We start from the raw sequence: 24556 nt of genomic DNA, 5'->3' as shown, positions 1-24556 counted from the left end.
CGGAACCCGAAGGGCCCCTGGGGCGGCGGGTGCCGCCCCAGGAGCCCTTCGGGGCTGTCGCTCAGCCCGCGAGCGGCTCCCCGGTCTCCCCGGCCAGTGCGGTCTGCACGAGGGTGGCCTTGCGCCGGACGATGTACTGGGCGCGGCCCGGCGGCAGGTTGCGCGGCTTCACATTGCCGAACACATAGCCCTCGGACGGCGGGCAGGACAGCAGCATGCCGGGCGTGTTGACCTCGTCCAGGCGGCGCAGCAACTGGTCGTTGAGGCCGCGGCCGGCGCCGGTGGCCGAGCGGACCGCCACCACGTGCAGACCGACCTCGTAACCGAGCGCGAGATGGTCCAGGAGCGGGGCGAACGGGTGGTCGTAGGAACCGGCGTTGCTGACCATGTCGTAGTCGTCGACCAGGACGAACAGCCGCGGTCCCGTCCACCAGTCGCACTGCCGCATCCGGGACGGGGCGATGTCCGGTCCGGGGAGTCTGGTCTTGATCGCGCGGGCCGCGCCGCCGACCAGTTCACGAAGCGAGTCGATCGCGACGACGTGTCCGAGGCGGTACTCCTCGGGTACGGAGTCGACCAGTTCGCGGCGGTAGTCCACCACCAGGATGCGGGCCTCGGCCGCGGTGTAGCGGGCGGTGATGGAACGGACCAGCAGGCGCAGCAGGTTGGTCTTGCCGCTCTCGCTGTCGCCGATGCCGATCAGGTGCGGAGTGCGGCCGAAGTCGTGCCAGACCGGCGAGAGGGTCTCCTCGTCCAGTCCGATCGGGACGCGCAGCCCCTCGGTGCGCTCGGGCTCGGGGAGTTCCGTGGCCGGGAGGCGGTGCGGCAGCATCCGTACCGGTGGGGCCGGCGGGCCCTGCCAGTGCTCGGCGATCCGGCCGACCAGGTCGGCGACGCCCTCGGCCAGGTCGTCGGCGCTGTCCCGCCCGTCGATGCGGGGCAGGGCGGTCAGGAAGTGGAGCTTGCCCTCCATGGTCAGGCCGCGCCCGGCTCCGCGCGGCACGGTGGCCGCCTTGCGGATGTCGATCATCGAGTCCATCGGGTCGCCGAGCTTGAGTTCCAGACGGGTCAGGGACTGGTCACGGACCTGGGCGGGAAGCTCGATCCAGCGGGAGGTGGTGACGACGATGTGTACGCCGTAGTTGAGGCCGCGGGCGGCTATCTGGTGAAAGGTGGGGATCAGCGAGTCGAAGTCCTGCTTGACCGTGGCCCAGCCGTCGACGACCAGGAAGACATCACCGTGGGGCTCTTCGGGGAACTCTCCGGCGGCCCGGCGGCGCCGGTAGGAGGCCATCGAGTCGATGCCGCGGTCCTGGAAGAACTGCTCCCGTTCGTTGAGCACGGCGGTCACCTCGGCCACCGTACGGCTGATCCGTTCGGTGTCGAGCCGTCCGGCGACACCACCGACGTGCGGCAGCCCCGACAGTGCCAGGAGCGCGCCGCCGCCGAAGTCCAGACAGTAGAACTGCACTTCGCGCGGGGTGTGGGTGAGGGCGAGCGCACTGATCAGGGTCCGTACGACGGTCGACTTGCCGCTCTGGGAACCGCCCGCGATCGCGACATGGCCGCCGGCGGCGGAGAGGTCCACCGTGAGCGGGTCGCGGCGCTGTTCGAACGGCATGTCCACCAGCCCCAGGGGCACCTCGAGCGTGCCCGGCCCCGTCGTTCCCGCCGGGGTGAGGCCGCGTTCCGGGTCGGGCTCGGGCGACGGCAGCAGCAGATCGAGTGCGGGCGGCAGGTCCAGCGGCGGCAGCCACACCTGGTGGGCGGCCGGTCCGGAGCCGCGCAGCCGCTCCAGGGCGACGGAGAGCAGTGTGTCGCCGGCACCGGACTCCTCGGGCGCGGCAGGTTCGGGGGTGCGCGTCGCGGGGGCCCGCGGAACGACCCAGTCGGTGGTCCAGGGCATCACCTGGCTGGCGACCCTGGCCTGGACGGCGGCGCCGCGGCGCTTGCGGTACGGGCCGGAGACGTAGGCCGCCCGGAACCGGGTCAGCGCCTCGACGCCGCTCTTGAGGAAGCCGCTGCCGGGCTGGGAAGGGAGCTGGTAGGCGTCGGGAACGCCGAGCACACCCCGTGACTCCATGGCGGAGAAGGTACGCAGCCCCACCCGGTAGGAGAGGTGGCTCTCCAGCTGGTGCATGCGGCCTTCGTCCAGCCGCTGGGAGGCGAGCAGCAGATGGACGCCGAGCGACCGGCCGAGCCGCCCGATCATCACGAAGAGGTCCATGAACTCGCGGTGCGCGGAGAGCAGTTCGCTGAACTCGTCGACGACGACGAAGAGGCTCGGCAGCGGTGCGAGATCGGCGCCGGCCGCGCGGGCCTTCTCGTACTCCAGCGCGGAGGTGTGGTTCCCGGCGCTGCGCAGCAGCTCCTGGCGGCGGATGAGTTCGCCGTGCAGGGCGTCCTGCATGCGCTCCACGAGGGCGACCTCGTCGGCCAGGTTGGTGATCACGGCCGAGGTGTGCGGGAGTTCGTCGAGTCCGAGGAAGGTGGCGCCGCCCTTGAAGTCCACCAGGATGAAATTGAGTGTTTCGGAAGAGTTCGTGAGGGCGAGTCCGAGCACCAGGGTGCGCAGCAGCTCGCTCTTGCCGGAACCGGTGGCACCGATCAGCATGCCGTGCGGGCCCATCCCGCCCTGCGCGGACTCCTTGATGTCCAGCTCCACCGGGACGCCGTCGGCGCCGACCGCGACCGGGACGCGCAGCCGCGCCGCACCGGTGGAGCGTTCCCAGAGGGTGGCCGGCTCGTGCCGGTACAGATCGGGAATGCCCAGCAGGGCGGTGAGTTCGACGTCGGTGTCCAGTGGCTGCGCGGCGTCCGAGGAGAGACTCATCCGGTACGGCGCGAGCAACCTGGCCAGTGCTTCCGCGGAGCCGGGTCCCATGGCGTCGGGGCGGCCGAGGAGGGTGGTCTGTTCCTTGCGGCTGCGGTCGGTGCGGACCAGGTGCAGGCTGTCCGGCTGGACGTCGAGGCGCAGCGTGGTGCGCCCAGGACGCCAGCTGAGGGCGCCGGACAGGTCGAGCACGACGGCGTTGCGCAGGCCGGGGCCGTCGAGGCGGTGGCCCGCGGGCACCGTGGCGCCGTCGACGACGATCACGGTGAAGGGCTCGTCGCGGCCGGGCACGGCTTCGGGGTCGAAGACGGGCCGCTCGGAGAATTCGGCGCCCAGGAGTCCCTCCAGGTCACGGAAGGTGGACGCGACCAGCCTGGAGGGGCCCGCGCCGTCCTGTTCCTGGGCGTGCTGGCTGTGCGGGAGCCATTTGACCCACTCCCATTCGGCGCGCTTCTCGTCGGCGACGCAGAGGGCGATCCAGAGCTCCTCCGGCGGGTGGAAGAAGGCGAGCTGGGACAGGACCGCGCGGACGTTGTCCCGTACGGCCCGGTCGTCGCCGCGGAACAGGATCCGGGTCCAGGACCGCAGATAGAGACCGGTGGGCTGGTCGGGAACGACTCCGTACGCCTTGATGAAGCGGCGCAGCGCGTGGGCGCAGAGCGGTTCGAGGTCCTCGACGGGTTTGGTCGCCGTGGGGGTGAGGCGCAGCGCGAGCTGCTGGTCGCCGACGGCTATCCGTACCTCGGCGAAGTCGTCGTCGGAGACCCTGCGTTCCCACAGCCGGGTGGAGCGCACCATGGTGCGCAGCACCCTGGGTTCGGGGTGCCGCCAGGCGAGGGCCTCCTGCTGGTCGCTGACCGCCTCGTGGACGCTGCGCCGGATCTGGGACAGATAGCGCAGGTAGTCGCGGCGTTCGCCGCGCAGCCGCTGCTTGCGCTCGCCGCCCTTGCGCATCATCTGGCCGACGAGCATGGCGGCCGAGGCGGTGACCATCATGCCGAGTGCCAGGTACGTGAAGACACTGCTGCCGCCGCCCGGACGCATGAACATCAGCATCATGGACACCGACATCATGGCCATCGGCAGATAGGTCCAGATCGCCGAGGAGTCGGGAACCGTCTCCGGCAGGGTCGGTGGCTCCTGGAGGTTCAGCTCTCCTTCGGGCATGTCCGGGCCGCGACGGCGGGCTGGGCGGCGGAAGAGGACCACGCTCAACGAACAGACTCCTTCGACGACGGCGACGGAAGGCCGCGGACAGCGGCGGACCGCCCGCCGTGACGGGTGGACCGGGCCGGTGGGGCGCACGGGAGTGCCGACCGGCGCACAAGCCGGACGGTTGTGGACCAACAGGGACTGGCACGAGGTCCGTTGACGTGGTCCGGATGATGATCAGTAGTCTGCATCCGATCACCAAGCGCGTCCATGTCGCATCCGACAAGTCCCCCGAGAACGCGAGCCCTGACCTTGACCGACAGCTCCGTGGCGGGCCTGTGCCGCCTCACCATACGTGCCCCCGAAAAGACCATCGACCTTGCGGTGCCCGCCGATGTGCCGGTGGCCGATCTCCTTCCCACCGTGCTGCGTTACGCGGGTGCGGAGCTGGAGGAGAACGGCCTGGACCACAGCGGCTGGGTGCTGCAACGGCTGGGCGGCCCGCCCCTGGACGACGAGGGGACCCTGGAGACCCTCGGTCTCAAGGACGGCGAGGTGCTGTATCTGCGCCCGCACACCGACGCCCTGCCCGAAGTGCGGCTGGACGACCTGGTCGACGGCATCGCCAGTGTGGTGCGCGACCGGCTGCACGGCTGGAACGCCGATTCCAGCAGGCGGCTGCTGCGTGCCCTGTGCGTGCTGACGCTGCTGACCGGACTCGCCCTGCTGGCCTGGCCGGGGGGCCCGGTCGGCGTGCGGGCCGCCGGGGCGGGCGCGGTGGGGGCGTTGTTGCTGGCCGGGGCCGCCTCGGCGAGCCGCGCCGTGGGCGACGCGGCGGCCGCAGCGGTGCTCGGGGCGATGGCTAGCCCGTATCTGGCGCTGGCGGGCTGGCTGCTGCCGGGGGGTGATCTGGGCGGCCCGGATGTGCATGAGGTGCTCGGCGCACGGCTGCTGGCGGCGGGGGCCGCCGGTGCGGGCGGTGCGGTGCTGGGGCTCGCGCTCGCGGCCGTGTCCGTGCCGTTCTTCCTGGCGACTGCGGTGTTCTGGTGCGCCGTCGCGCTGGGCGGGGCGCTCGCCGGGCCCGCCGGTCTGACGATGGACGGGGCGGCGACGGTGCTCGCCGCGCTGGCCGTGGTGCTGGGCGGTTTCGTACCGGCTCTGGCGTTCAAGCTGGCGGGGATGCGGATGCCCGCGCTGCCGACCAACTCCCAGCAACTACAGGAGGGCATCGAGCCCTACGCCGGTGGTGATGTGACCACCCGCACCGAACTGGCGAGTGGCTGGATGACCGCGCTCTACGGGGCGGCGGGTACCGTCTGCGCGGCCTGTCTCGTGGTGCTGGCCGACGGCCCGAACCTGCCGGAGACCCTCACCGCGGCGGTGCTCTCGCTGCTTCTGCTGCTGCACGGGCGCGGCATGGTCAATGTGCCGCAGCGGCTCGCGCTGCTGCTGCCCGGGGTGTGGGGTGCGCTGCTGCTGACCGTGGCGCTGGCCGTGTCCCTGGCCCCCGGCGAGCGGCCGCTGCTGGTCGCGGGGCTGGTGGCGTTCACCGCGCTGCTGGCGATCGTGTCCTGGACGGTGCCGGGGCGGCGGCTGGTGCCGTACTGGGGCCGCGCGGCCGAACTGCTGCACTCGGCACTGGCGATCAGCCTGCTGCCGCTCGCGCTCTGGGTGCTCGGCGTGTTCGCCGCGCTCCGGGCGATCAACGGCTGACCCGGAAGGTATTGCCACATGCAGTCCAAGCGTGACCAGGTCCAGGCACACACCTTCGTGATGGGCCGGCTGACCTCGGGGATGCTGCTCGCCGACCCGGACGCCCCGGAGAGCCCGCTGGGGCGGACCACCCGAGGGGTGCTGATCGGTGTGGTGATCACCGTGCTGGTGGCCGCCGGTTCGCTGGTGTACGGCTTCATGTCCCCCGGTGGCAACGATGCGTGGCGGGCGTCGGGGACCCTGGTGGTGAACCGGGACACGGGAGCCCGTTACGTGTACGTGGCGGGCCGGCTGCGTCCGGTGCGCAACTACGCCTCCGCGCTGCTGGTCGGCGACGGCAAGCTGAAGTCCGAGGACGTGAGCACGGCGTCGCTGAAGGGCACGGCGGTGGGCGCCCCGGTCGGGATACCGGGCGCGCCGGATTCCGTACCGGGCGTGGCGGACCTGGAGAAGGACCCGTGGCAGGTGTGCTCGGTGCTCGCGTCGGAGGCGGGCGCGCAGGACTCCGGCGGTTCCCGTAGCGCGACGGGTGCGTTCACCGCGCTGGTGGCCGGTGCGCCGGTCGAGGGGCGGGGCATGGGAGCGGGGCAGGGTCTGGTGGTGTCGGGGCCGGACCGGGCCCGTTATCTGGTCTGGCAGGGCAGCCGGTTGCGGCTGGACCGGGGCGGGAACGCCGCGGTGTCGCTGGGGTACGGGTCGGTGACGCCCCGGCCGGTGTCCGCCGCGTTCCTGGACGCGCTGGTGCAGGGGCCGGATCTGGTTCCGCCCGCCGTGCCCGGCCGCGGTGGGGCGGGGCCGTCGTTGGGCGGGAAGCCCTCGAAGCTCGGGCAGGTGTTCCAGTCGCGTACGCCGGGGGCGGCGCGCCAGTACTACCTGCTGCGCAAGGAGGGCCTGGTTCCGCTGACGGAGACCGGGGCGGCGCTGGCCCTGGGTTCGGCTCAGACCAAGGACGAGGCGTACGGGGGTGCGGCGCCGGCCGCGGCGGTGATCGGCGCGGCCGAGGTGAAGGCCCGTCTGGCGCCCGGCGCGGAGGGCAGCGAGCCCGTTCCGGCCGGCCTGCCGCGTACGCCGCCGCGCGCCGAGTCCGTACCGGCGGGGTGGGCGGCCTGTGCCCGGGTGCGGCCCGACCGCGGGGACGGCACGCGGGTGACCGGTGCGCTGGTTCCGCTCACCGCGCTGCCCCCGGCTTCCGCGGCTTCGCCCGAGAACATCGTCCCGGCCTGCCTGCCGGTGGACGCGACGGCCGTACGACCGGGGCACGGCGCGCTGGTCAAGGCGCTCGGCGCGGGCGGCACCGATGTCGGCTCCACCACCTACTTCGTCGCCGACAACGGGGTGAAGTACCGGCTGCTGTCCCAGGCGGCGCAGAAGGCGCTGGGGTACGACGGCGCCTCCGTCCAGGCCCTTCCGTCCCCGCTCCTGGCGATGCTGCCGTCCGGCCCCGATCTGAGCACGGAAGCGGCCGCGGCGGGACGCGGCGTGGGAACGACGGCGCCCTCGTGTCCGCAGGTCGCGGGTGGAGGTGGGGACCATGGGGGCAACGGGACATTGCCGTCGGGTAAAGAAAGTTGAGTGATCCTCAGGAAAAGCTCAGATGCGGGCGGGGGCCATTGAGCACACCATGATTCCGATCATAGGATCACGGCCATCCAGCAGTTGAGCATGGGAGACACCGTGGCAGACGCAGGCGCGCAGGCGGGACCGGGCGGCAACCTCCAGCAGTCGAGCGAGAGCTCGACCCGGAACGGCATCCAGGCGCTCGAGGCCGCCTACAGCGGAATCCTCAAGTCCCGCCAGGACGTCGACAACACCCGCAACAACCTGAGCAAGGGCTATCAGGGCAGCGACGGCGGCCAGTACGGCGTCCTGCTGAAGCAGTGGGACGACCAGGTCAACATCATCCTCCGCAACCTGGAGGACATGGTCGACAAGCTCAACACGAGCCTGGTGGAGCACGGCAAGACGCAGGGATCGTCCAACGACGCGATCAACCAGGCGTACAGCGCCTCGCAGAAGGCGTTCGACGACCTGATGGCGTAGGACCGCCGCGGACGGCTTCGTCCCGTCGCCCGTCCCGCACCCCCCTCGCCGCCACCGCGGCGCGGCACCCCTTCCCAGGCAGTGAAGCGAGGTCTCCCCGATGCCCGACAACCTGACAGACGGTTACATCCTGGTCGACTACGGCCACATGAACAACGCCGGCGACGACATGGTCCGCCAGACCCAGGCGATCGCCCGGACGCTCTCGTCCCTGGAGGCGGAGCTCGCCGAGCTGCGCAAGACGTGGTACGGCTCCGACGCCGACACCTACCGTCAGAAGCAGGCCGCCTGGGACCAGGCGGTGCGGAACATGGAAACGCTGCTGAATTCGCACGCGGCCCTGCTGACCGACATCTCGGGCAACTACAAGTACAGCGAGAACTCGCTGTCGCAGATGTGGTCCGAGATCTCCATCGGCCGCTGAGCGGGGGCACCCGATGGCCGATCTGACCCACCTCGACGGCAAGAGCCTCAAGTCGTTCGCCGAGGGCGACGTCACGGACTTCCAGACGGCGTTGGACAAGATCCGCAAGGACGACCCCAACGGCCTCAAGGCGCTCAAGAGCATCCTCGACGGGCGCACCTCGCCCACCACGCTCCAGCAGGACCCGGCACTGGCCATCGGCCTGCTGGGGACGGACGACAGTGTGCACGGCCAGTCCCTGGTGAAGGCGGTCAAGACAGCGGCGGGTTCGGTCGACGGCATCTTCGAGAATCAGCAGACACTCTTCAAGCACATCAAGAGCGACCTGCTGACGACCATCGAGAAGCTGCTCAACACCCAGGGCAAGAGCCTCGAATCGATCGACGGTGCAGCGCTGCTCGACATCTTCTCGGACGTGGACAAGGACCTGAGCCCCACCACCACGACCGGCGCCTGACCCGGCCGCCCCTCCGGGGCGGTCCACCCCCGGCGATCCGCCCGGGCCGCCCTCCCGGCGGTCCGGGCAGACCCGTCTCCGTACAGGCTCCGCCCCTTTCTCCGTACAGAGCCCTCCCCACCCGCCCCGACCCTCTCCCTCGCCCCCGGAGCGTTCCGCATGTCGACCCCGACTTCACAGAGCTACGACGCCGACGACTACTGGGGGCAGGCCGTCACCAAGCTGACCGGCTATCCGATGCCCAGTCGGAAGGGCCTGTTCACCGGCCTGAGCAGCAAGGAGAAGAGCCCGCTCTTCCGGATGAGCCTGGACAAGATCACTGTCCAGTCGGTGGTGGACGCGGCGAAGCAGGGTTCGCTGAAGAGTGACGGACAGGACTACGACCTGTACTTCTACTCCCATGCGAACGGGCAGGTGGAGATGTACCACGCGCGGCTGGTCTTCATCGGCTCGTTCATGTCGGAGAACGGCCGCAGCCGCGGGCTGGACGCTCATGAGTCCCTGTCCGGGGGAAAGTACAAGGGCAAGTACGGCGACGACTTCGACATCGGCCCGCTGGGGCAGTACATGGGCGGCCCGGGAGCGGCCCTGGGCGCTCTGATCGACTCGAAGACCACGCAGGGGGCCTCCTTCAACGGCGCGTCGGTCCCGGACGCCAACGTGGTGGATCTCAATTCCTTCCGGAACACCGCCCAGGCCTTCGACCGGGCCGCCCAGTTCTTCGTGGACCAGACGGAGATCCTCGCGGGGTGGGAGAAGTCGCTGGGCAGCGAGCAGTCCTCCTGGAAGGGCCAGGCGGCGGGAATCTTCTGGCAGTTGATCCATCAGCTGCACGGAAACTACGACAACTACAAGGAGCAGCTGGGCGCGGGCGACAAGTTCGACGCCATCGGGGAACCCGCGTTCACTCCGAAGTCCAACCACTCCAAACAGCTGATGGCCGCGCAGCAGACGCTGCTGACCCAGGGGAAGTCCCTCCAGACGGCGTGGAACGCGTGGATGGGGCGCAATGAGCACGACCCGCACTTCTACCTGATCCAGGTCCTGGACGAGATTCTGACCTGGCTGAGCGCGAATAACATCCCGTACATCTCGGTGACCACCCAACAGACCGGCAAAGAGAGTTACAGCACGACGTACTCCACCAAACCCGGCTTCCAGGAACCTCATCCGGCCTTCGGTAATCTGAACGACATTCAGAACTGGGCCAAGGTGGGCGAGGAGGCCGTACGGCGCTGGAACGAGTTCATCGAGACGCCCCACCCGGACATCGCGGGGCTCGAACTCGGGCTGAACGGCACGGCGCAGAAGGTGCTGTCCGACCTCAACAATGCCTGGATCGACGCCACCACACCGTTCGAGACGCCGCTCACCACCAAGAACACCGGGTCGCTGACCGAGTTCTACACCAAGGAGAAGACCGACAAGGCCAAGGAGGACGCGGACAAGAGCGCCAAGGACCTCAACACCGCGCTGGACAACCTCAACAAGGGCATCGGGGACATGGGGAACAACATCACCCAGTCCCTCAACGACTTCGGGGGCGGGCCGGGTGGCCTCAAGGACCTGTTCGGCAACGGCGACACGAAGGATCTCAACCCCGGGTTGGGCAACGGTCTCGACGGCGGCACCGGCAAGGACCTGACCAGCGACCTCAACAAGGATCTCGGCAACGGGAACAATACGCACACCGGCCCGCTGAATCCGCTGATCCCTCAGCCCAAACTCCCCGACAACACGGTCCTGACGCCTGGTGGCGGGACCACCTCGCTCGACAAGAACCGCAACGTGGTCACGACGTACCCCAACGGCGACCGGGTCACGTACGACCCGAAGACCGGCAAGTACACCGTCACCCCCCACCAGGGGAAGACCACGGTGCAGGACCTCAACCCGGGCCAGAGCGTGACCAACCCGGACGGCAGTGTCACCAAGCTGAACAAGGACGGCACGCTCACCACCACGTTCAAGGACGGCAGCCGGCAGATCGTCGATCCGGAGACCGGCAAGGTCACGACCATCGACAAGAACGGCAAGGAGACGGTCAGCGACCTCAATCCCAGGACCGAGCTCGATTGGCCACCGAGGAGCAAGAACCACTTCACGCCACCGCCCACCCATCAGGACCTCAACCACGACCTGAACCGCGATCTCAACAACGACCTCGACCGGGACCTCCGCAGCAGCCTCGACCGGGATCTCAACTCCCTCGGCGGGAACTCCCACACCTCGTTGAACAACACGTCCGGCGGCGGTCAGAACCGGTCCGGTGAGGGCGACTACGAGGACTACGACAGCACGTTCCACCCGGGCGGGACGCTCGGTGCGCCGCCCGGCGCCACCGACACCCTGCCGGCAGGCGCGGGAACGGGCGCGGGAACAGGTACTGGCGCGTCGTCGGACGGCTCCACCCCGCTCAATCCCATGATGCCGATGGGCGGCATGGGCGGGATGGGTGGCATGGGCGGGATGGGCGCCGGCGGCGGGCAGGCCGGCGGCTCGTCGGGCGAACGCGTCCGCAACGTCCTGACGGAGAACGGCCCCGGTACCCGTGGCGGGACATCGCGTACCGGCGGCCGGCGCGGCGCCGACGAGGAGCGCAGCGCCCGCAGGGCCCGTACGGCCACCAGCTCCACCGCCGTCGCCGGCGGGGCGGCGGGCAGTACCCAGGGCGGGCAGGCGACCGGCAGCGGTGAGCGCGACCGGGTGCACTGGGTGGCCGAGGACGAGGACGTGTGGGGCGCGGAAGAGGGCGGCACGCCCACGGTGATCGGACGGTGAGCGGCGCGATGGACGAGGTTTCGGAGAACTCGGGACGCGGCGAGGTCTCGCCGTACGCCCGGTCCGTGGCGGCCCGGCTCGCCACGGCGATGGCCGAACTGGAGGCCACCGAGAAGGGCGTGGCGAAGGCCGAGGCCGAACTCCGGCAGGCGACACGCACCGTACGGTCGGCAGACCGGTCGGTGGAGGTGACAGTCGGGCCCCAGGGAGAACTGACCGCGCTGCGGTTCCTGGAACAGAAGTACCGGACCATGTCGCCGGGTGAACTGTCCGGTGCGGTGCTGGAGGCGTTCGGACGGGCCCGTGCGGAGATGGCCCGGCAGGTGATGGAGTCGTTCGAGCCGTTCACCCGGCCCAGCAGCGAGGTGCCCCAGTTGACGGGGGTGGACATCGACTGGGCGCGGATCTTCGGGCCCGAGGTGCTCCAGGACCCGGACGAGCGGGCCCGGCAGGAGTCGGGACGCCGATTGCGTGACGAGATCGACGAGGACGAGGAGCGCTGAACACAGCATGAGCGACGGCTACTACGCCGAACCCGCCCGTATCCAGGCAGGGTTGCGGCAGATGTTCTCGATCAGCACCTCGATCGGCTCGATGGTGGACGACTTCGTCATGGACGTGCGGGCGACGCGCGACTGGCCGGGCCAGGACGACAGCTTCGCCAAGGAGGTCATCCCGCAGGAGCAGAAGGAGCGGGAGAGCAGCAGCGAGACCGCGATCGCCCTGTCCGAAGCGGTCAACGGCGTGGCACACGGGACCTCGGTCAACCTGGCCTCGATCAAGTCCAACCAGAACAACATCCTGGACGCCATCCGCGACCACCGGATCAAACCCGACAACAGCGGAAAGCGCTGAGGCAGAGAGCACGGCCCCATGTCGATCAAGGCGACGCCCGAGCTGAACAACCTGCTGTTCGTCCTCATCGGCGAACGGTTGTTGCAGGCTGACGAAGATCTGGCGTACGCCAGCCGGCGGCCGTACCACCGGCTCGCCGACCGGCTCACCGACCTGTCCGGGGAGATCGAGCAGTCGGTCGTCGGGATCAGCAGGTCGCTCCCGCCCAAGGTGGGCGCGAACTACCTCCAGTCGATGAAGCTCTTCATCGACAACGGGGGTACCAACCATCTCCGGGACTTCTCCGACCAGCTGAAGACCATCGGTGACGGGCGCACCGAGACGTCGATGAACATCACCGAGTCCAAGTGGCAGATCATCGCCGAGCTGATCCGGCTGATGATCGAGCTGCTGATCATCGCCGTGATGGCGTTCTTCTCGGGTGGGGCCTCGGCGAGCGACACCGCGGTGGCGAAGGCGCGCAGCCGGGTGGTGGTGCTGACGGTGCTGGACACGCTTTTGCAGCGTACGCATCTGATGCCGAGCCTGAGCGAGGCGTTCCAGGAGGCGTTCCAGACCTTCGCGGTGCGCCTCGCCATGATGATGGCGGGGCCCGACGGGCGGCGGCCCAAGGGTTTCGACTGGAAGGCCATAGCGCAGGACGGTGTCTTCGGCGCGTTCGCGGGGTTCTTCCACGGGGTGTTCTCGTCCGGCCTCGGCAAGCTGCTCAAGAACTTCACGGGCTCGGGCCCGGTAAAGAACCTCACCAAGGACGTGACCGACAAGGCCCCCCGCCCGAAGACCTTCTCCGCGAAGAATCTGGGCAACACCGCGCTGAACGACACGAAGGACTTCCTGACCTCGGGTGGCTCGGAGGCCGTCGCGGAGATCGTGGCCGGTGGCCTGATGACGGGGAACTGGACGACGAGCTGGGATACGTTCCTGGGCTCCGGGATCAGCAGCAAGGCCGAGTCCCTGCTCGGGAGCGGCGCGTCCAAGCCCGGTACCTGGGTGAAGAACAATTTCGCCGGGACGAAGGTGCCGACCGCGAGCCAGACGGACGAGGACGGCACAGGGGCGGGGTCCGGGAGCGGAACGGGGTCCGGAACCGGGAGCGGAGCTGGAACCGGCACCGGGAGCCCGGCCACGACCGGAAAGGGATCGACGACCGGGGCAGGCGGGGCGTCGGGGGGCGGCAAGAACAACAGCACGACGAACGGTGCCGGTTCCCAGGACCAGACGGACTCGACCGAACAGACGGGGCAGAAGGAACAGCCCGAGCAGACGGGGGACGACGAGCGGACGGACCCCAAGTCGACGTCCCCGTCGCCGGGCTCCAAGGGCCCGTCCGGCTCGACCGGACCGGCCACCAAGGGGTCCGTCAACACCTCCAGCAACGACGACAGCACCGACTTCACGGGCGACGCCGACAACGACAGCACGAAGAATCCGGACGACACGGACGACACCGACGACGCCGGCCGCACGAAGCAGGAGACCCAGCAGACCTCCGACGAGCGGACGGTGCCTCCCGCGAGCTCCGACAGGCACACCGGTCCGTCCCACACGTCCGGCACATCCAGCACGTCCAACGCCCCCCACACCGGCAACAACTCCTCCGACAACAACAGCCCCGACGCGTCGCAGGACGAGCAGACATCGAGCAAACAGTCGGACACACAGTCGGACACGGAGAACGGAACGGGCCAGGGCCCGGACAACGACACCGAGCCAAGCACCGGCCTGCTCACCGAGGACGGCACCTCCGACAACGAGCTGCCCCTGCCCGAGACGCAGACCCCGCCCCCGTCGCAGGCAGCCCCCGACACTGTCACGGTGCCGGAGCATCAGCTGTGGTCGCAGCTCCTCGGCACCCCCGGCGAGCCGCCGCACCAGCTGCTGGCCGATATCGCCGCCCACCGTCGGGGTATCGCGCCCTCACAACAGGAGATCGACCTCCGCAGGGAGCTGCGCGACAAGCTGAACGGCGCCGAGGGCGGTGTCACGATCTACATCGACGACGCGGCCAACTTCGGCCACCAGGCAGCCGCAACGATGATGATGGACTCGCTCGACGAGTTGGGCTATACGGGGCCCATCACCGCGATCGCTCCCGACAACGTCCAGCAGAAACTCAAGCTCCTGCTGAGTGACAGCCTCAACGCCCGCGTCAACTGGCAGACCCGGACGTTCGACCCGTACCAGCCGGCGACCGACCCCCGGGCGTCCGGGAAGCCGGGGGCCCAAGGCCTGGTCATGGTCGCGGCGAGTGACCGGCTCGACGACGACCAGGAGGCGGCGGAGCGGTTCCTGAACTTCCTGGGAACCGACCGGGCGATCGTGCTCAAGCCCTATGCCTGGGACACCTCGCACCGCTATCTGTACAGCAGGCCGTCCGCGGACGGCGCAGTCGAGGTCAGGGACCTGGAGAGCACCGAGCCGTCCGAGGACGAGGGAAACGCCCTGGCTTCCGACGCGTTGTTCAACTTCCACACCCCTCTCCTCACCGAGGACGAGCTCACGGACCTGATCGACCGACGGGTCACCGATCCGGCCGTCGCCGCCGGGCTCAAAGCGGTCGCCCGTGCCGTTCACCGGAACGGCACCGAGGTCATGCCGGTCTACGGCCTGCACAACGTCGCCGATCCGGGCCGGGTGTCGGCGCTCACCTCACTGGCCGCCGGGATCACCATGGCCGGGACCGGCAAGCCGTCCGTGATCCTGTCGTTCGGCCGCACCACGGTCGACTACGCCCCCGCCCACACCGATGCGCGCCTGAGCCGGACCGAGATCACCGCCGGGGACCTCGACCAGCAACTTGCCCGGCTCGGGCCGGATGACGTCCTCGTCGTGCAGTCTCCCGGCCTCCCCCAGGACGTGTTCCGGCAGGTCTTCCAGCTCGGCACGCTTCCGGCGGTGCTGGAAGGGGCCAACACCACGAACCTGATGCAGCTGCTGGGCCGCCCGTACTTCTCCGCTCTGACCCATCACACCCCCTACGACAGGCTCGACCCGGTAGCGGCAGATCATCTCGGCCAGGTGACCAAGGCCATCACCCATCCCAGCCAGTGGGGCCGCAGAGCCATGAAGCAGTCGACGCCCGAATGGACGGCGTTCCAGAACGTGCGCACGGCCCAGTCCGTGATGCCGTCGCTGCCCAAGGACGGGGAAGGACGAGTCCTGACGCGGGACGAGATGAACCGCCTCCTGGCAACGGGTGTGCTGAGCACGGAGGACCTGGAGTCGCTGCTCGGTGACGGCGAGAACGTCAAGGCCGTCGTGAAGGACCCGTACACCGGCCTCGGGGTGACCATCACCAAGGATCAGTACGCCTCGGTCCTGACCAAGCTGCAGGAACTCCGGGACGACCATGTCGTCAAGGTCCGCCGCACCATGGACCGCATGTCCGTCGTGCCGGAGGAGAGCGCGACCGAGGTCATTGCGGAAGCCATCGACGAGCTGATGCGGCCCGGCTCCCGGCTGCACACCTACTTCGGGAACCTCCGGGCCAAGGCGCACGATCCGAACAACGACCAGACGCTGCAGGCCCTTCGCCTGGCCCTCACCGATCGTCCGGCGTTGCCCCGGACCGAGTCTCTCGACCACGACGAGAACCAGGAAGACGACGACTCGCAGGATTCGCAGCGCTGGCGGACCGACTGGGACCAGCGGGAAGAGTCCGAGTCCGACGAAGAATCCGACGACGAGACCACCGATGACCGTTCGTCGAGTTCCGACAGCATCCGGACGCGGACCGTGAGCCGGCAGGAGAGCACAGCCGAGGAGCAGAACGAGGACGACGAGGAGGAGAGCCATGGCGAGGGCGAGGAATCCAGGACCACGGATTTCCCGGCCGTGAACGTCGACGACGGCTCCGATATCGACATCAGCCTCGGCCTCTTCGGCGACACCCCCACCACCCCAAAAGCCGACGACGAATCCGAAATCGACATCAGCCTCGGCCTCTTCGGCGACACCCCCACCACCCCAAAAGCCGACGACGAATCCGAAATCGACATCAGCCTCGGCCTCTTCGGCGACACCCCCACCACCCCAAAAGCCGACGACGAATCCGAAATCGACATCAGCCTCGGCCTCTTCGGCGACACCCCCACCACCCCAAAAGCCGACGACGAATCCGAAATCGACATCAGCCTCGGCCTCTTCGGCGACACCCCCACCGAAGCAACGACGGATATCTCACCGGCCGTGGATACCGCCGCCACCAATTCCGCCACGCCACCTCCCCGGCTCTTGCTCAGGTCCGTCCGCTCAGCCGATGACCCCACCGTCGACTCGGACGAAATCGTCCGGCAGACGGTCGCGGACAACACGTCCGACTCGTCGGTCCTCGCCTCGTACACCCAGACGGACTGGGCGCAGCGGAGTGGGCGCTTCAACACCGTCATGACCTCCACGACCTTCCAGGACCACCATCACCAGGAATCGTCGATGTACCGTCGGCAGCGCCAGCTGCCCTGGGGCGGCCAGAAGGTGTCCTTCTTCGCGGCGCACGGCACTCCCACCCGGGTAGTGCTGACGCGGGAGGACGGGACGACCATGGTGATCAGCGGCCGGGAACTCGGCCGCTATCTGGAGCACTCCGCCGACCTCGGTCCGAAGGACCGTCCCATCGTGCTGTACGCCTGCTCCACCGGCGCCTCGCCCACACACGGGGGGCTGTCCGTCGCCCAGCACGTCGCCAATGTGACGGGCAGGACGGTGTACGCGCCCACCACGACGGCGGGCACGGCGATCGGTGCCGATCAGCGGATACGCCCGGTGCTCTTCCGGGACAACCAGGAGAACCCCGGTCACTGGATCTCCTACGCTCCCGAGCCCGCCGGCACCGAACTCACGTCGCTCGCCCGCACGGCGGGTCTGCACCCCCCGGCAGACGTCACGGACGACACGGACGCCGCAGGCGTCGGTAACTCCACCGCGGCCGCGTCCTCCGAGGACACCCCCGACCCCTGGGCCACGACGCGAACGCTCCAGCTGGTGCGCACCCTGCGCGGCACCTTCGGCACACAGATCGCGCAGTCCCCCGACCACGACTCGCTGCTGGCGGCGCTCGGCGCGCTCGACAACGAGCGTTTCGGCGGGAACGACGCCGTCTGGGAGCCGTACCGCGACGGGCGGATGACACCCGATCTGCTGCGTCGCGTCACCGAAGGACTGTCAGGGTCCGACATCCCCGGCCTGGACCGGTACTCCGCCCTGTTCGACCGGGTCAGCGAGGCATCCACCGAGAACGGACCGGCCGCCGCCGCACGGCAGGACGACCTCCGTTCCCCCTCCCACGACGTCACGCAGGACGCGCTCGATCCGCAGCAGACACACCAGGAATCACAGCAGGAGATCCAAGAAGAGAACCAGCAGGAGAACCAGCAGCCGGCATCGACATCCACCACGAACACCGACACCGACACCTCCTCCACCGACGTGGTCCAGCTCGTCGTGGCCAGGCTCGCCGAACAGCGCCCGGCCACCATCGACGACCAGATGACAGAGGCATCGCTCGACAGCGCGGTCCAGCAGTTCCCGGGCGGTCTGAAGCTGCCCACGTACATCACCGGAGACGGTGTGAGCCGCGATTCGGCCTTCACCTACGGTGAGAGCCAGGTGATCCAGCGCGGCGTCGACAACGTACTCACCCGCATTGCCACGTCTGCGCTACCCGTCCCCGCCCGGCGCCCCGGTGTCGTCGCGAACAACCCGCTCGGCGAACTGGAACGGGCCCTGAAGCAGACGCCCCATCTGTTCCACGGGGACGGCTGGCTCTCCGCCCCGTTCAAGGACACCTCGGGACGCGTCCGCCAACTGCGGGTCTCCCAGCGCCCGCAGGCCCCCTGGTCCATGATCACCAATGAGAAAGGGGCGCCGATCACGCTCGACCCGGTGAAGGTGGACCAGATCCATCGCAGCCAGATCACCTCCGGAAAGTCCGAGACGGCCAGTTCCTCCAGGCAGTTCGGTGTTGCGGTCCCGCTGGGCCCGCCCATCGGGTCGGCGAGCATGTTCGGGCGGGTGGGCCTCACCCTGGGCTTCACGAAGTCCGTCGACTTCAACCTCCAGGACCAGACCCTGAGCCAGGTCGAGAGCCGTCATTCCGACGAATCGCATCTGTACCTGGGTGATGTGCTGTACACCGTCGAGTTGACGGACCCGGCGCCCGAGAAGCACGGGAAACTGAAGAGGATCACCGAGCGGTTCGGCCGGCCGGGCACCCGATCCACGGAACAGAACGAGGACGCCCCGATAACGTTCGGTGTGAAGAACGGGCTGCTGCTGCGTCTCCCGGACAACCTGACCGCCGAATACAACCGTGAGCACGCACCTCATGAGATGACACTCGGCGAGCACAGTGACTACCGCACGGTGCACACCGAGGGATACGGCTCGGTCGCGGACATCCACGCATGGGCGGTGAACAACGCCGAAGCCGTCGTCGGCTCGGCGATGCACGCGGAGATCACCCGGTTCTTCAGTTCGGAGAACTTCATCCGGACCGCGGACCGGATGGCGCACGGTCCGGTCACCAGCCAGCCCCTCTTCACGGATTCCGGCGAACCCTCCGGCGTCTTCGTCGTGGACAAGATCGTGCCGGGAAGGGCCACCCACGTCTCGGGGACGAACGCGGCCGAACTGCGGAACGCCATACAGCGGGTCATCAAGAACGACCGCAGTACGTCCACCGCGTACAGCCAGGACCTCCAGTTCACCGTCGGCCCCAGCTTCTCCTTCGACGAGTACGCGACGAGCGCGGCCCAGCCGCGCGTGCAGGTGGCGGGCTTCGCGCAGTTCGGCAACCGCTCCACCCGGACCACCGGCTTCGGCGGTTCGGGCAGCCGCAAGATCGTCGGACGTGCCAAGAAGGTCCGCACCGAGCTGTACCTCGTGGAGAAGCAGGTCCACGTCCGCAGATCCGGAGGGAAAGGCAGCAGCACATTCACCGTACGGACTCTCGACCGGATGACCCGCGCCGAGGCGCGCCGCCTCGCCGGATGGGACGACGGCACGACCCTGCGCACCCGCTCGGCCCAGCTCCCGGCCGGTAATGCCTCCGTAGCCGAGGGGAGCAACAGCGACAGCAACGGCGTCATCACGCCCGTGACGCCTCACACGGGCGAGCCACTGCCTCCGGTCTATCTGCCGGAGGACCATCCGACGCTGCTCGGCATGACCAGGGTGGAGGCGTTCCTCCCCGACAACGACAGCAACAGCAACAGCGGCACTGCCGAGGGCGCGTCCGGGGCGAACACGCCACCGCCCCCGTCCCCCGCCTCGTTCCTCACCGAGCTGACGAACAGTGTGATCGCGGCCGTCGGCGAGCAGCACCCCGGTCTCGTCGCCCCGCTCGCCGACTTCACGGATCCTTCGGACAAGTCGAGGGGGTGGCGGGGCAAGAACCACTTCAACGCCGCTCTGCAGAACACCCTGAGTGTCATGGACGCCCTCAGCCATCACAGCGTGGCGGGACAGCTGGAGTCCTTCGCCGCCGACGGACTGCGCATCCGCCTGGTCGACATCACCGGAACCAAGCGGAAGTACCGCTGGATCCAGGTCAAGGGCGACCTGACCGGACGCCGCTACGAGGGCACGCGCAACGAGCTGATCCTTCGAAGCAGCACACCCGGCACTCAGCGGCTGGACAGCTCGGGCACGGTGTCCCACAGCAGGGAGTTCGGCGTCGACGTCGGGGTTTCGGCACGTGAGAACAACACCGACGCCTTCAAGCAGCCGATCAACAGCGGTGTGATCACACCGGCGGGCCGGTTCGCCTGGCAGAAGGCCCGGAAGACCGGCTCCGGTGCCACCGTCTCTTACGAGCCCCTGCACGCCACGTCGGGGCCGTCGCATGTGTTCAGCTACCAGCTGTCGGTGACCGTCACCAGCGGTGGGTACTGGCGGTTCCGCGAGCCGCTGCGGTTCCTCGGCCTGCTCGGCACGGGGCTCTCCGTCGGTCGCAATGCGGAGATCGACCTCATCGGCGGCGCGGCACGCCGTCCGGCGGTGACCGGTCGGGTGCTGCTCGACGTGCCCGATGAGCACATCCCGCCGAACCCCCCGAACCCGCCACAGGAGCAGGAACGGACGCCGAATCCGGGTCGTCCCGCCCCCACCCTCCTGAGTACCAAGCAGGTTCAGGATCTGCTGAACGGTGACACGGACGAGAACGCTGGCGAAAACACTGACGAAAACTCGGGCGGTGACACGGAGGTCCACGAACTCATCGACCTGACAAGCCCGTTGACCCCGTTCAGCGATCTGCCCCACCAGGTCATCGCCGTCGCCGGCAGCTCCGAGCTGGGACAGGCCCTGGAAACGGCGCTCAAGGACGGCTCCGGCAATGCCTGGCAGTTCAGCCTGTACGGAGCCGCACCGCACGATGCGGTGATACGTCAGTTCCAGCCGCAGGTCCTCGCTTCGTTCCTGGACCAGTCGGTCACCCCCGCGGGCATGCGCATGGTCGAGTTGTTCGGCGCAGGCCCGTACATCAACCGGATCGGCCGGCTCGTCCACCGGGTCTCGTTCGGGAATCCGGTCGTGCAGTCGAAACCCGTCGCGGTGGAGACCGAGTTGACACTCGGCGCCGAGACCCAGGTGTCCCATGCGAAGACCTCGGTCACGGTGGCCAAGCTGAATTTCGGGCTCGCCTACGCACGCAGCCACGACCAGGGGCCTTCGCTGGTCGGCACGTACGGACTGATCCTGAACGGGGCATGGACGAAGGGCCGCACCGCGACGGTGACGAACACGGTCGCGGTGGAGAACGACCGGGACGACGAGAACCTCAAGTACCTGGTCACCGCCGACATCCAGCACGAGGTCGGCTTCACGACAAAGGCCCACGGCCTGTCCGGCCCCCTGCGCGCCCTGCTGCCGATACTGAACACGCACTACGCGGGATTCACGCTGAACGTACCCGGCGGATGGCTCGGCCACATCCCGGAGAAGACCGCACACCGTCTCGGGCTGGTCGGCCAGGGGCTTCCTCCCGTGCCCCTCTACAAGGAGGACTCCTGGTCCCCGGCGCCCTGGCTGAAGGACACACCGTTCGGTTCGTTCCCGGTCAATTCCCTGGACTCCTCCCGGGCCGCCCGGGACTTCGCCGAACTCCTCAAGTCGCAGGGGGTGGACGACGCCGGACGGGACCACATCCTGGACATGGTGTCGCCGCGTGCGCTCCTCGCCCTTCGGCAGCAGATGGCCGCCGCGCGGAACGGGGTCACTGCGGTGACCCGCACCGCCTGGACCAAGCTCGGCCAGGTGTCCATCGGCTCGCAGCGTGCGACGGTACGCATCGAACTCGTCCAGGAGAAGACCGAGTTCGACGGAATCGATCACAGCGTCACGTTCCAGGAGACCCTGGGCATGACCGAGACCGTCGAGGTGAACGGCGTCAAGGCCGTCACCACGACGACGGGCTTCTCGGTCGGCGAAGCGGTGCGGACGCAGAACACCGCCGCCCCCACCGCCGGGCCGAGCCTCTCCGAGTCGCTCGCCGTCACCCAGCAGAGGACTGTCACCACATCGGCGAGCCGTACGAAGAACTACACGTTCTATCCCAACGAGCCCTACGCCGACTTCCTCACCACGTACCGGCTCCGCATGGTGCTGGTGAACTCCGACGGAACGGAGCTCACGTCGGGGGACTTCCCGGTCGGCACCCTGCGCGAGCAGCTTCCGCTCAGCCTGGCCATGCCGGACGTGAACGACGACGCCGACGCCGCACAGGAGAGCGTCTCGTCCTCGACGCAGCAGATCGCCCCGGTCTCGCAGCAGGAGATCACCGTCGAGGAGACAGAGGAAACACAGCCGCTGGAGGACCAGAACCCGTCGCCCAGCATCACGCTCCGGCGAGCAGGACAGCTCACGACCGCGGAGATCGAGGAGTGGCGGCGAGCGGGTGGGACGGAACTGTTCACCATGCCGTCCAACGGCTTCATGCCCCGCCGGATCACCGGCACCGACACGGCACTGGACGCCGCTCACCTCGCCATGGCCAAGGCGTTCAACACCAAGCTCCCGCACCTGCCCAAGTCCACCGATCCCGTCGAGCTCACCGGCCCGCAGCTGACGGAGGCGGCGGCCAAGGCCCGGAGGTCGGGCCTCGCCCCCCAGGGACTGGCCTCGGGGCAGGCGCTGTCCGACGGGCTCGCGAGCACCCAGACGGCGGCCTTCTTCGCCAACACCGCGACGCCCAACGGCTATCTGGCGGCCACGATGCACGATGCCGGTATCGCCCTGGACACCCAGGGCAGCTACCGGCTCTTCTCCCGCCCCCAGCTGAATCAGGCGGTGCTGCTGAGCGTGGCGGCGGACGCCACGATGGAGAGCCCCGAGCGGCAGACCACGAGTTCGGACGTCTCGATCACCGAGACCGGCGCGCAGGGCACGACGCTCGGTACGACCGTCGGCACGTCCGTACCGCCGGTCGGCACCATGTCGCCCGCGCCGACGGGCAGCGGGGGGAACACCGGCGAGTCGGGGACCCTCAAGATCGCCTCGGCCGACGGCACCCAGCAGAACATCAAGCCCAAGACGGGCCGGGCGTTGCTGTTCTCGATACCCACGGACTGGCTGGGCGAGGCGACGATCGTCCACGGCAAGCTCGCCGGCGTCTTCCTTCCGGGAAGCAGGTCACAAGTCGTCGAGTACCGGACCAATGTCCTGGCCTGGGTACGGGAGGACGTGGCCCGCGAACTCGGACTGATCGACGACACGACCTTCCCGGCCGACGTCACCGCCGCCTGGACCTCGGTGGCCGCCGCGAGCAAGGCGTGGGTGGACGCGGACAAGGCGTACTGGAAGGTCCGGCGCGCCGCCACCGAGTCGACGGAAGACGATCAGGCCGCAGCCGGCCGGCCGGCGCAGATGGAGCAGCTGGCCGCCCGCTCGCGCGAGGCGATGCGGGAGTTCCGCCGGGTGCGGGCGGCGACGGACCGGCTCACCCGGTGGTACCACCGCACACCACGCCGAGGCCCCAAGCCTCCCCCGGTGGTCTTCACGGCCCCCGAGTCACCGAAGCCGGAGACCCCCAGGTTCACCGTCCCGGACACGGCGCAGGACTCCTCGAACACCGCGCAGGCGCTCGTCTCCCCGGACGGTGACACGTACACACTGCATGACGTACCCGAGGACGGCGACGCCTTCTTCCACGCACTCGCGGCCGGGCTCCGGAACACCGGCACACCGCCATCGACCCTGACCGGCAACTCCGAGAACACCGCAACGCCCGTCGCCGAGTTGCTCGGACGGATGACGGACACCCTGACGAACGACTCGGGCGACCTGTTGGATTTCACGACTCCGGACCTCCTCGACAGATTCGCTCAGCAGGAACTGGCGAACGGCGGCCCCACGTTCGCCGAAGGGTCACCCGAGCAACGTGAGTTCGACGATCCCGCAGGCACCCTGCCGCTGTACGCGCAGCTGTCGCCCGAAGAGCGCAAGGCACTCGCGCTGGCACAGCTGCGGCGCCCCGGCAACGCACCCGACAACACCGGCTGGGACCACGGGGCCGCTGACCTGCTGCCCGCGCTCGCCGCCCGAACCTTCGGCGTCAGGGTGACGGTCGTCCGGGACGACGGCACGTTCCAGGATTTCGAGCCCGGTACCACCGACGAGCCCACGGGACGAGTCGTGCTGTACCTGAAGGACCGCCATTACCAGGCGGCCCTGTCCCCCGTGCTCACGAGCTCCGAGCCGCAACACTCGCTGGACGACGGCTCGATGCACCACGACGATCAGGACAGCCATCAGGACGACACGGACGCGCGGCAGACCGCCGACACCTCGGTCGACGACCTCGACGCATCGGAGACGGGCGATCTCGCAGACGGCGAGTTGAACCCGCTGGCAAGAGCCACGTCCACGTCCACGTCCAGAGGTGACAACGACGACAACAACGACGACGGCGACGCGGAACAGGACACTCCCTCCCCCGAGTTCCTCGCAGAGGTCCTCGCCGATGTCCTCGAAAGGCACGGGGTGCAGGACATCGTCGTACGGCAGGTGACTCTGCGCCCGCTCAAGGATCCGCTCAAATCCGCGATGGCCACGCTGGAACTCGCGCCCCGGGGGCTGTCCATGGGTGACTTGGGGCTGACCAATATTCAGATGCTGACGGTGCTCGCCCACCACCGTCATCTGTCCATGAAGGCGTGCGATGAGTTGCGCGAATATCCGGTGTTCGCGGCGATTCTCCGGCACACCGACGAGGCTTCTGCGGCGCTGGCACGCATAGCGACGCAATGACGGACACGAACCGAGGCACACAGATGCAGCACACCGACGGACCGGCCGGCCAGGAACT

At 68.9% G+C, this 24556-nt stretch carries 10 protein-coding genes; 9 read left to right on the top strand and 1 reads right to left on the bottom strand.

Annotated features, from left to right (window positions below):
- Positions 1-61: 61 nt before the first annotated feature.
- Positions 62-4000, bottom strand: a complete 3939-nt coding sequence (gene eccCa, locus OG842_RS33295; RefSeq protein WP_266737301.1) for a type VII secretion protein EccCa — start codon at positions 3998-4000, stop codon at positions 62-64.
- Between the two features lie 297 nt (positions 4001-4297).
- On the opposite strand from eccCa, the gene eccD reads away from it, so the two are divergent.
- From eccD to OG842_RS33250, 9 genes are all read left to right on the top strand, one after another.
- Complete coding sequence (gene eccD, locus OG842_RS33290; RefSeq protein WP_266735606.1) at positions 4298-5698, top strand: type VII secretion integral membrane protein EccD; 1401 nt, start codon at positions 4298-4300, stop codon at positions 5696-5698.
- A gap of 18 nt (positions 5699-5716) precedes the next feature.
- Positions 5717-7270 (top strand): type VII secretion protein EccB, encoded by a 1554-nt coding sequence (eccB, locus tag OG842_RS33285; protein WP_266735608.1) that lies wholly within the window; start codon positions 5717-5719, stop codon positions 7268-7270.
- A gap of 102 nt (positions 7271-7372) precedes the next feature.
- Entirely contained in the window at positions 7373-7738 is a 366-nt protein-coding gene (locus OG842_RS33280) for a hypothetical protein (RefSeq protein WP_266735610.1), read from the top strand.
- Between the two features lie 100 nt (positions 7739-7838).
- Positions 7839-8162 carry a WXG100 family type VII secretion target gene (locus OG842_RS33275; RefSeq protein WP_266735612.1) on the top strand — a complete coding sequence of 108 codons (324 nt, stop codon included), beginning with the start codon at positions 7839-7841 and terminating at the stop codon, positions 8160-8162.
- A 13-nt stretch (positions 8163-8175) separates the two neighbouring features.
- Positions 8176-8619 (top strand): type VII secretion system-associated protein, encoded by a 444-nt coding sequence (locus OG842_RS33270; protein WP_266735613.1) that lies wholly within the window; start codon positions 8176-8178, stop codon positions 8617-8619.
- A 159-nt stretch (positions 8620-8778) separates the two neighbouring features.
- A complete protein-coding gene (locus OG842_RS33265) occupies positions 8779-11400 on the top strand; it encodes an AAWKG family protein (protein ID WP_266735614.1) in 2622 nt (873 codons plus the stop codon).
- A gap of 8 nt (positions 11401-11408) precedes the next feature.
- Entirely contained in the window at positions 11409-11903 is a 495-nt protein-coding gene (locus OG842_RS33260) for a YbaB/EbfC family nucleoid-associated protein (RefSeq protein ID WP_266735616.1), read from the top strand.
- Between the two features lie 7 nt (positions 11904-11910).
- Positions 11911-12255: a hypothetical protein gene (locus tag OG842_RS33255; protein ID WP_266735618.1), complete on the top strand. Its 345-nt coding sequence runs from the start codon at positions 11911-11913 to the stop codon at positions 12253-12255.
- Positions 12256-12273: 18 nt separating this feature from the next.
- Complete coding sequence (locus OG842_RS33250; protein ID WP_328512591.1) at positions 12274-24498, top strand: hypothetical protein; 12225 nt, start codon at positions 12274-12276, stop codon at positions 24496-24498.
- Positions 24499-24556: the final 58 nt, after the last annotated feature.

The organism is Streptomyces sp. NBC_00376 (assembly GCF_036077095.1).
GTDB lineage: Bacteria > Actinomycetota > Actinomycetes > Streptomycetales > Streptomycetaceae > Streptomyces.
The sequence above is the reverse complement of the archived record's forward strand: the minus strand, read 5'-3'. Positions and strand labels throughout refer to the sequence as shown.

Excerpts from the sequence above, each read along its gene's own strand:
- eccCa (WP_266737301.1), bottom strand. The coding sequence starts at position 4,000 with ATGCCCGAAGGAGAGCTGAACCTCCAGGAGCCACCGACCCTGCCGGAG.
- eccB (WP_266735608.1), top strand. The coding sequence starts at position 5,717 with ATGCAGTCCAAGCGTGACCAGGTCCAGGCACACACCTTCGTGATGGGC.
- OG842_RS33275 (WP_266735612.1), top strand. The coding sequence starts at position 7,839 with ATGCCCGACAACCTGACAGACGGTTACATCCTGGTCGACTACGGCCAC.
- OG842_RS33270 (WP_266735613.1), top strand. The coding sequence starts at position 8,176 with ATGGCCGATCTGACCCACCTCGACGGCAAGAGCCTCAAGTCGTTCGCC.
- OG842_RS33265 (WP_266735614.1), top strand. The coding sequence starts at position 8,779 with ATGTCGACCCCGACTTCACAGAGCTACGACGCCGACGACTACTGGGGG.
- OG842_RS33260 (WP_266735616.1), top strand. The coding sequence starts at position 11,409 with ATGGACGAGGTTTCGGAGAACTCGGGACGCGGCGAGGTCTCGCCGTAC.
- OG842_RS33255 (WP_266735618.1), top strand. The coding sequence starts at position 11,911 with ATGAGCGACGGCTACTACGCCGAACCCGCCCGTATCCAGGCAGGGTTG.
- OG842_RS33250 (WP_328512591.1), top strand. The coding sequence starts at position 12,274 with ATGTCGATCAAGGCGACGCCCGAGCTGAACAACCTGCTGTTCGTCCTC.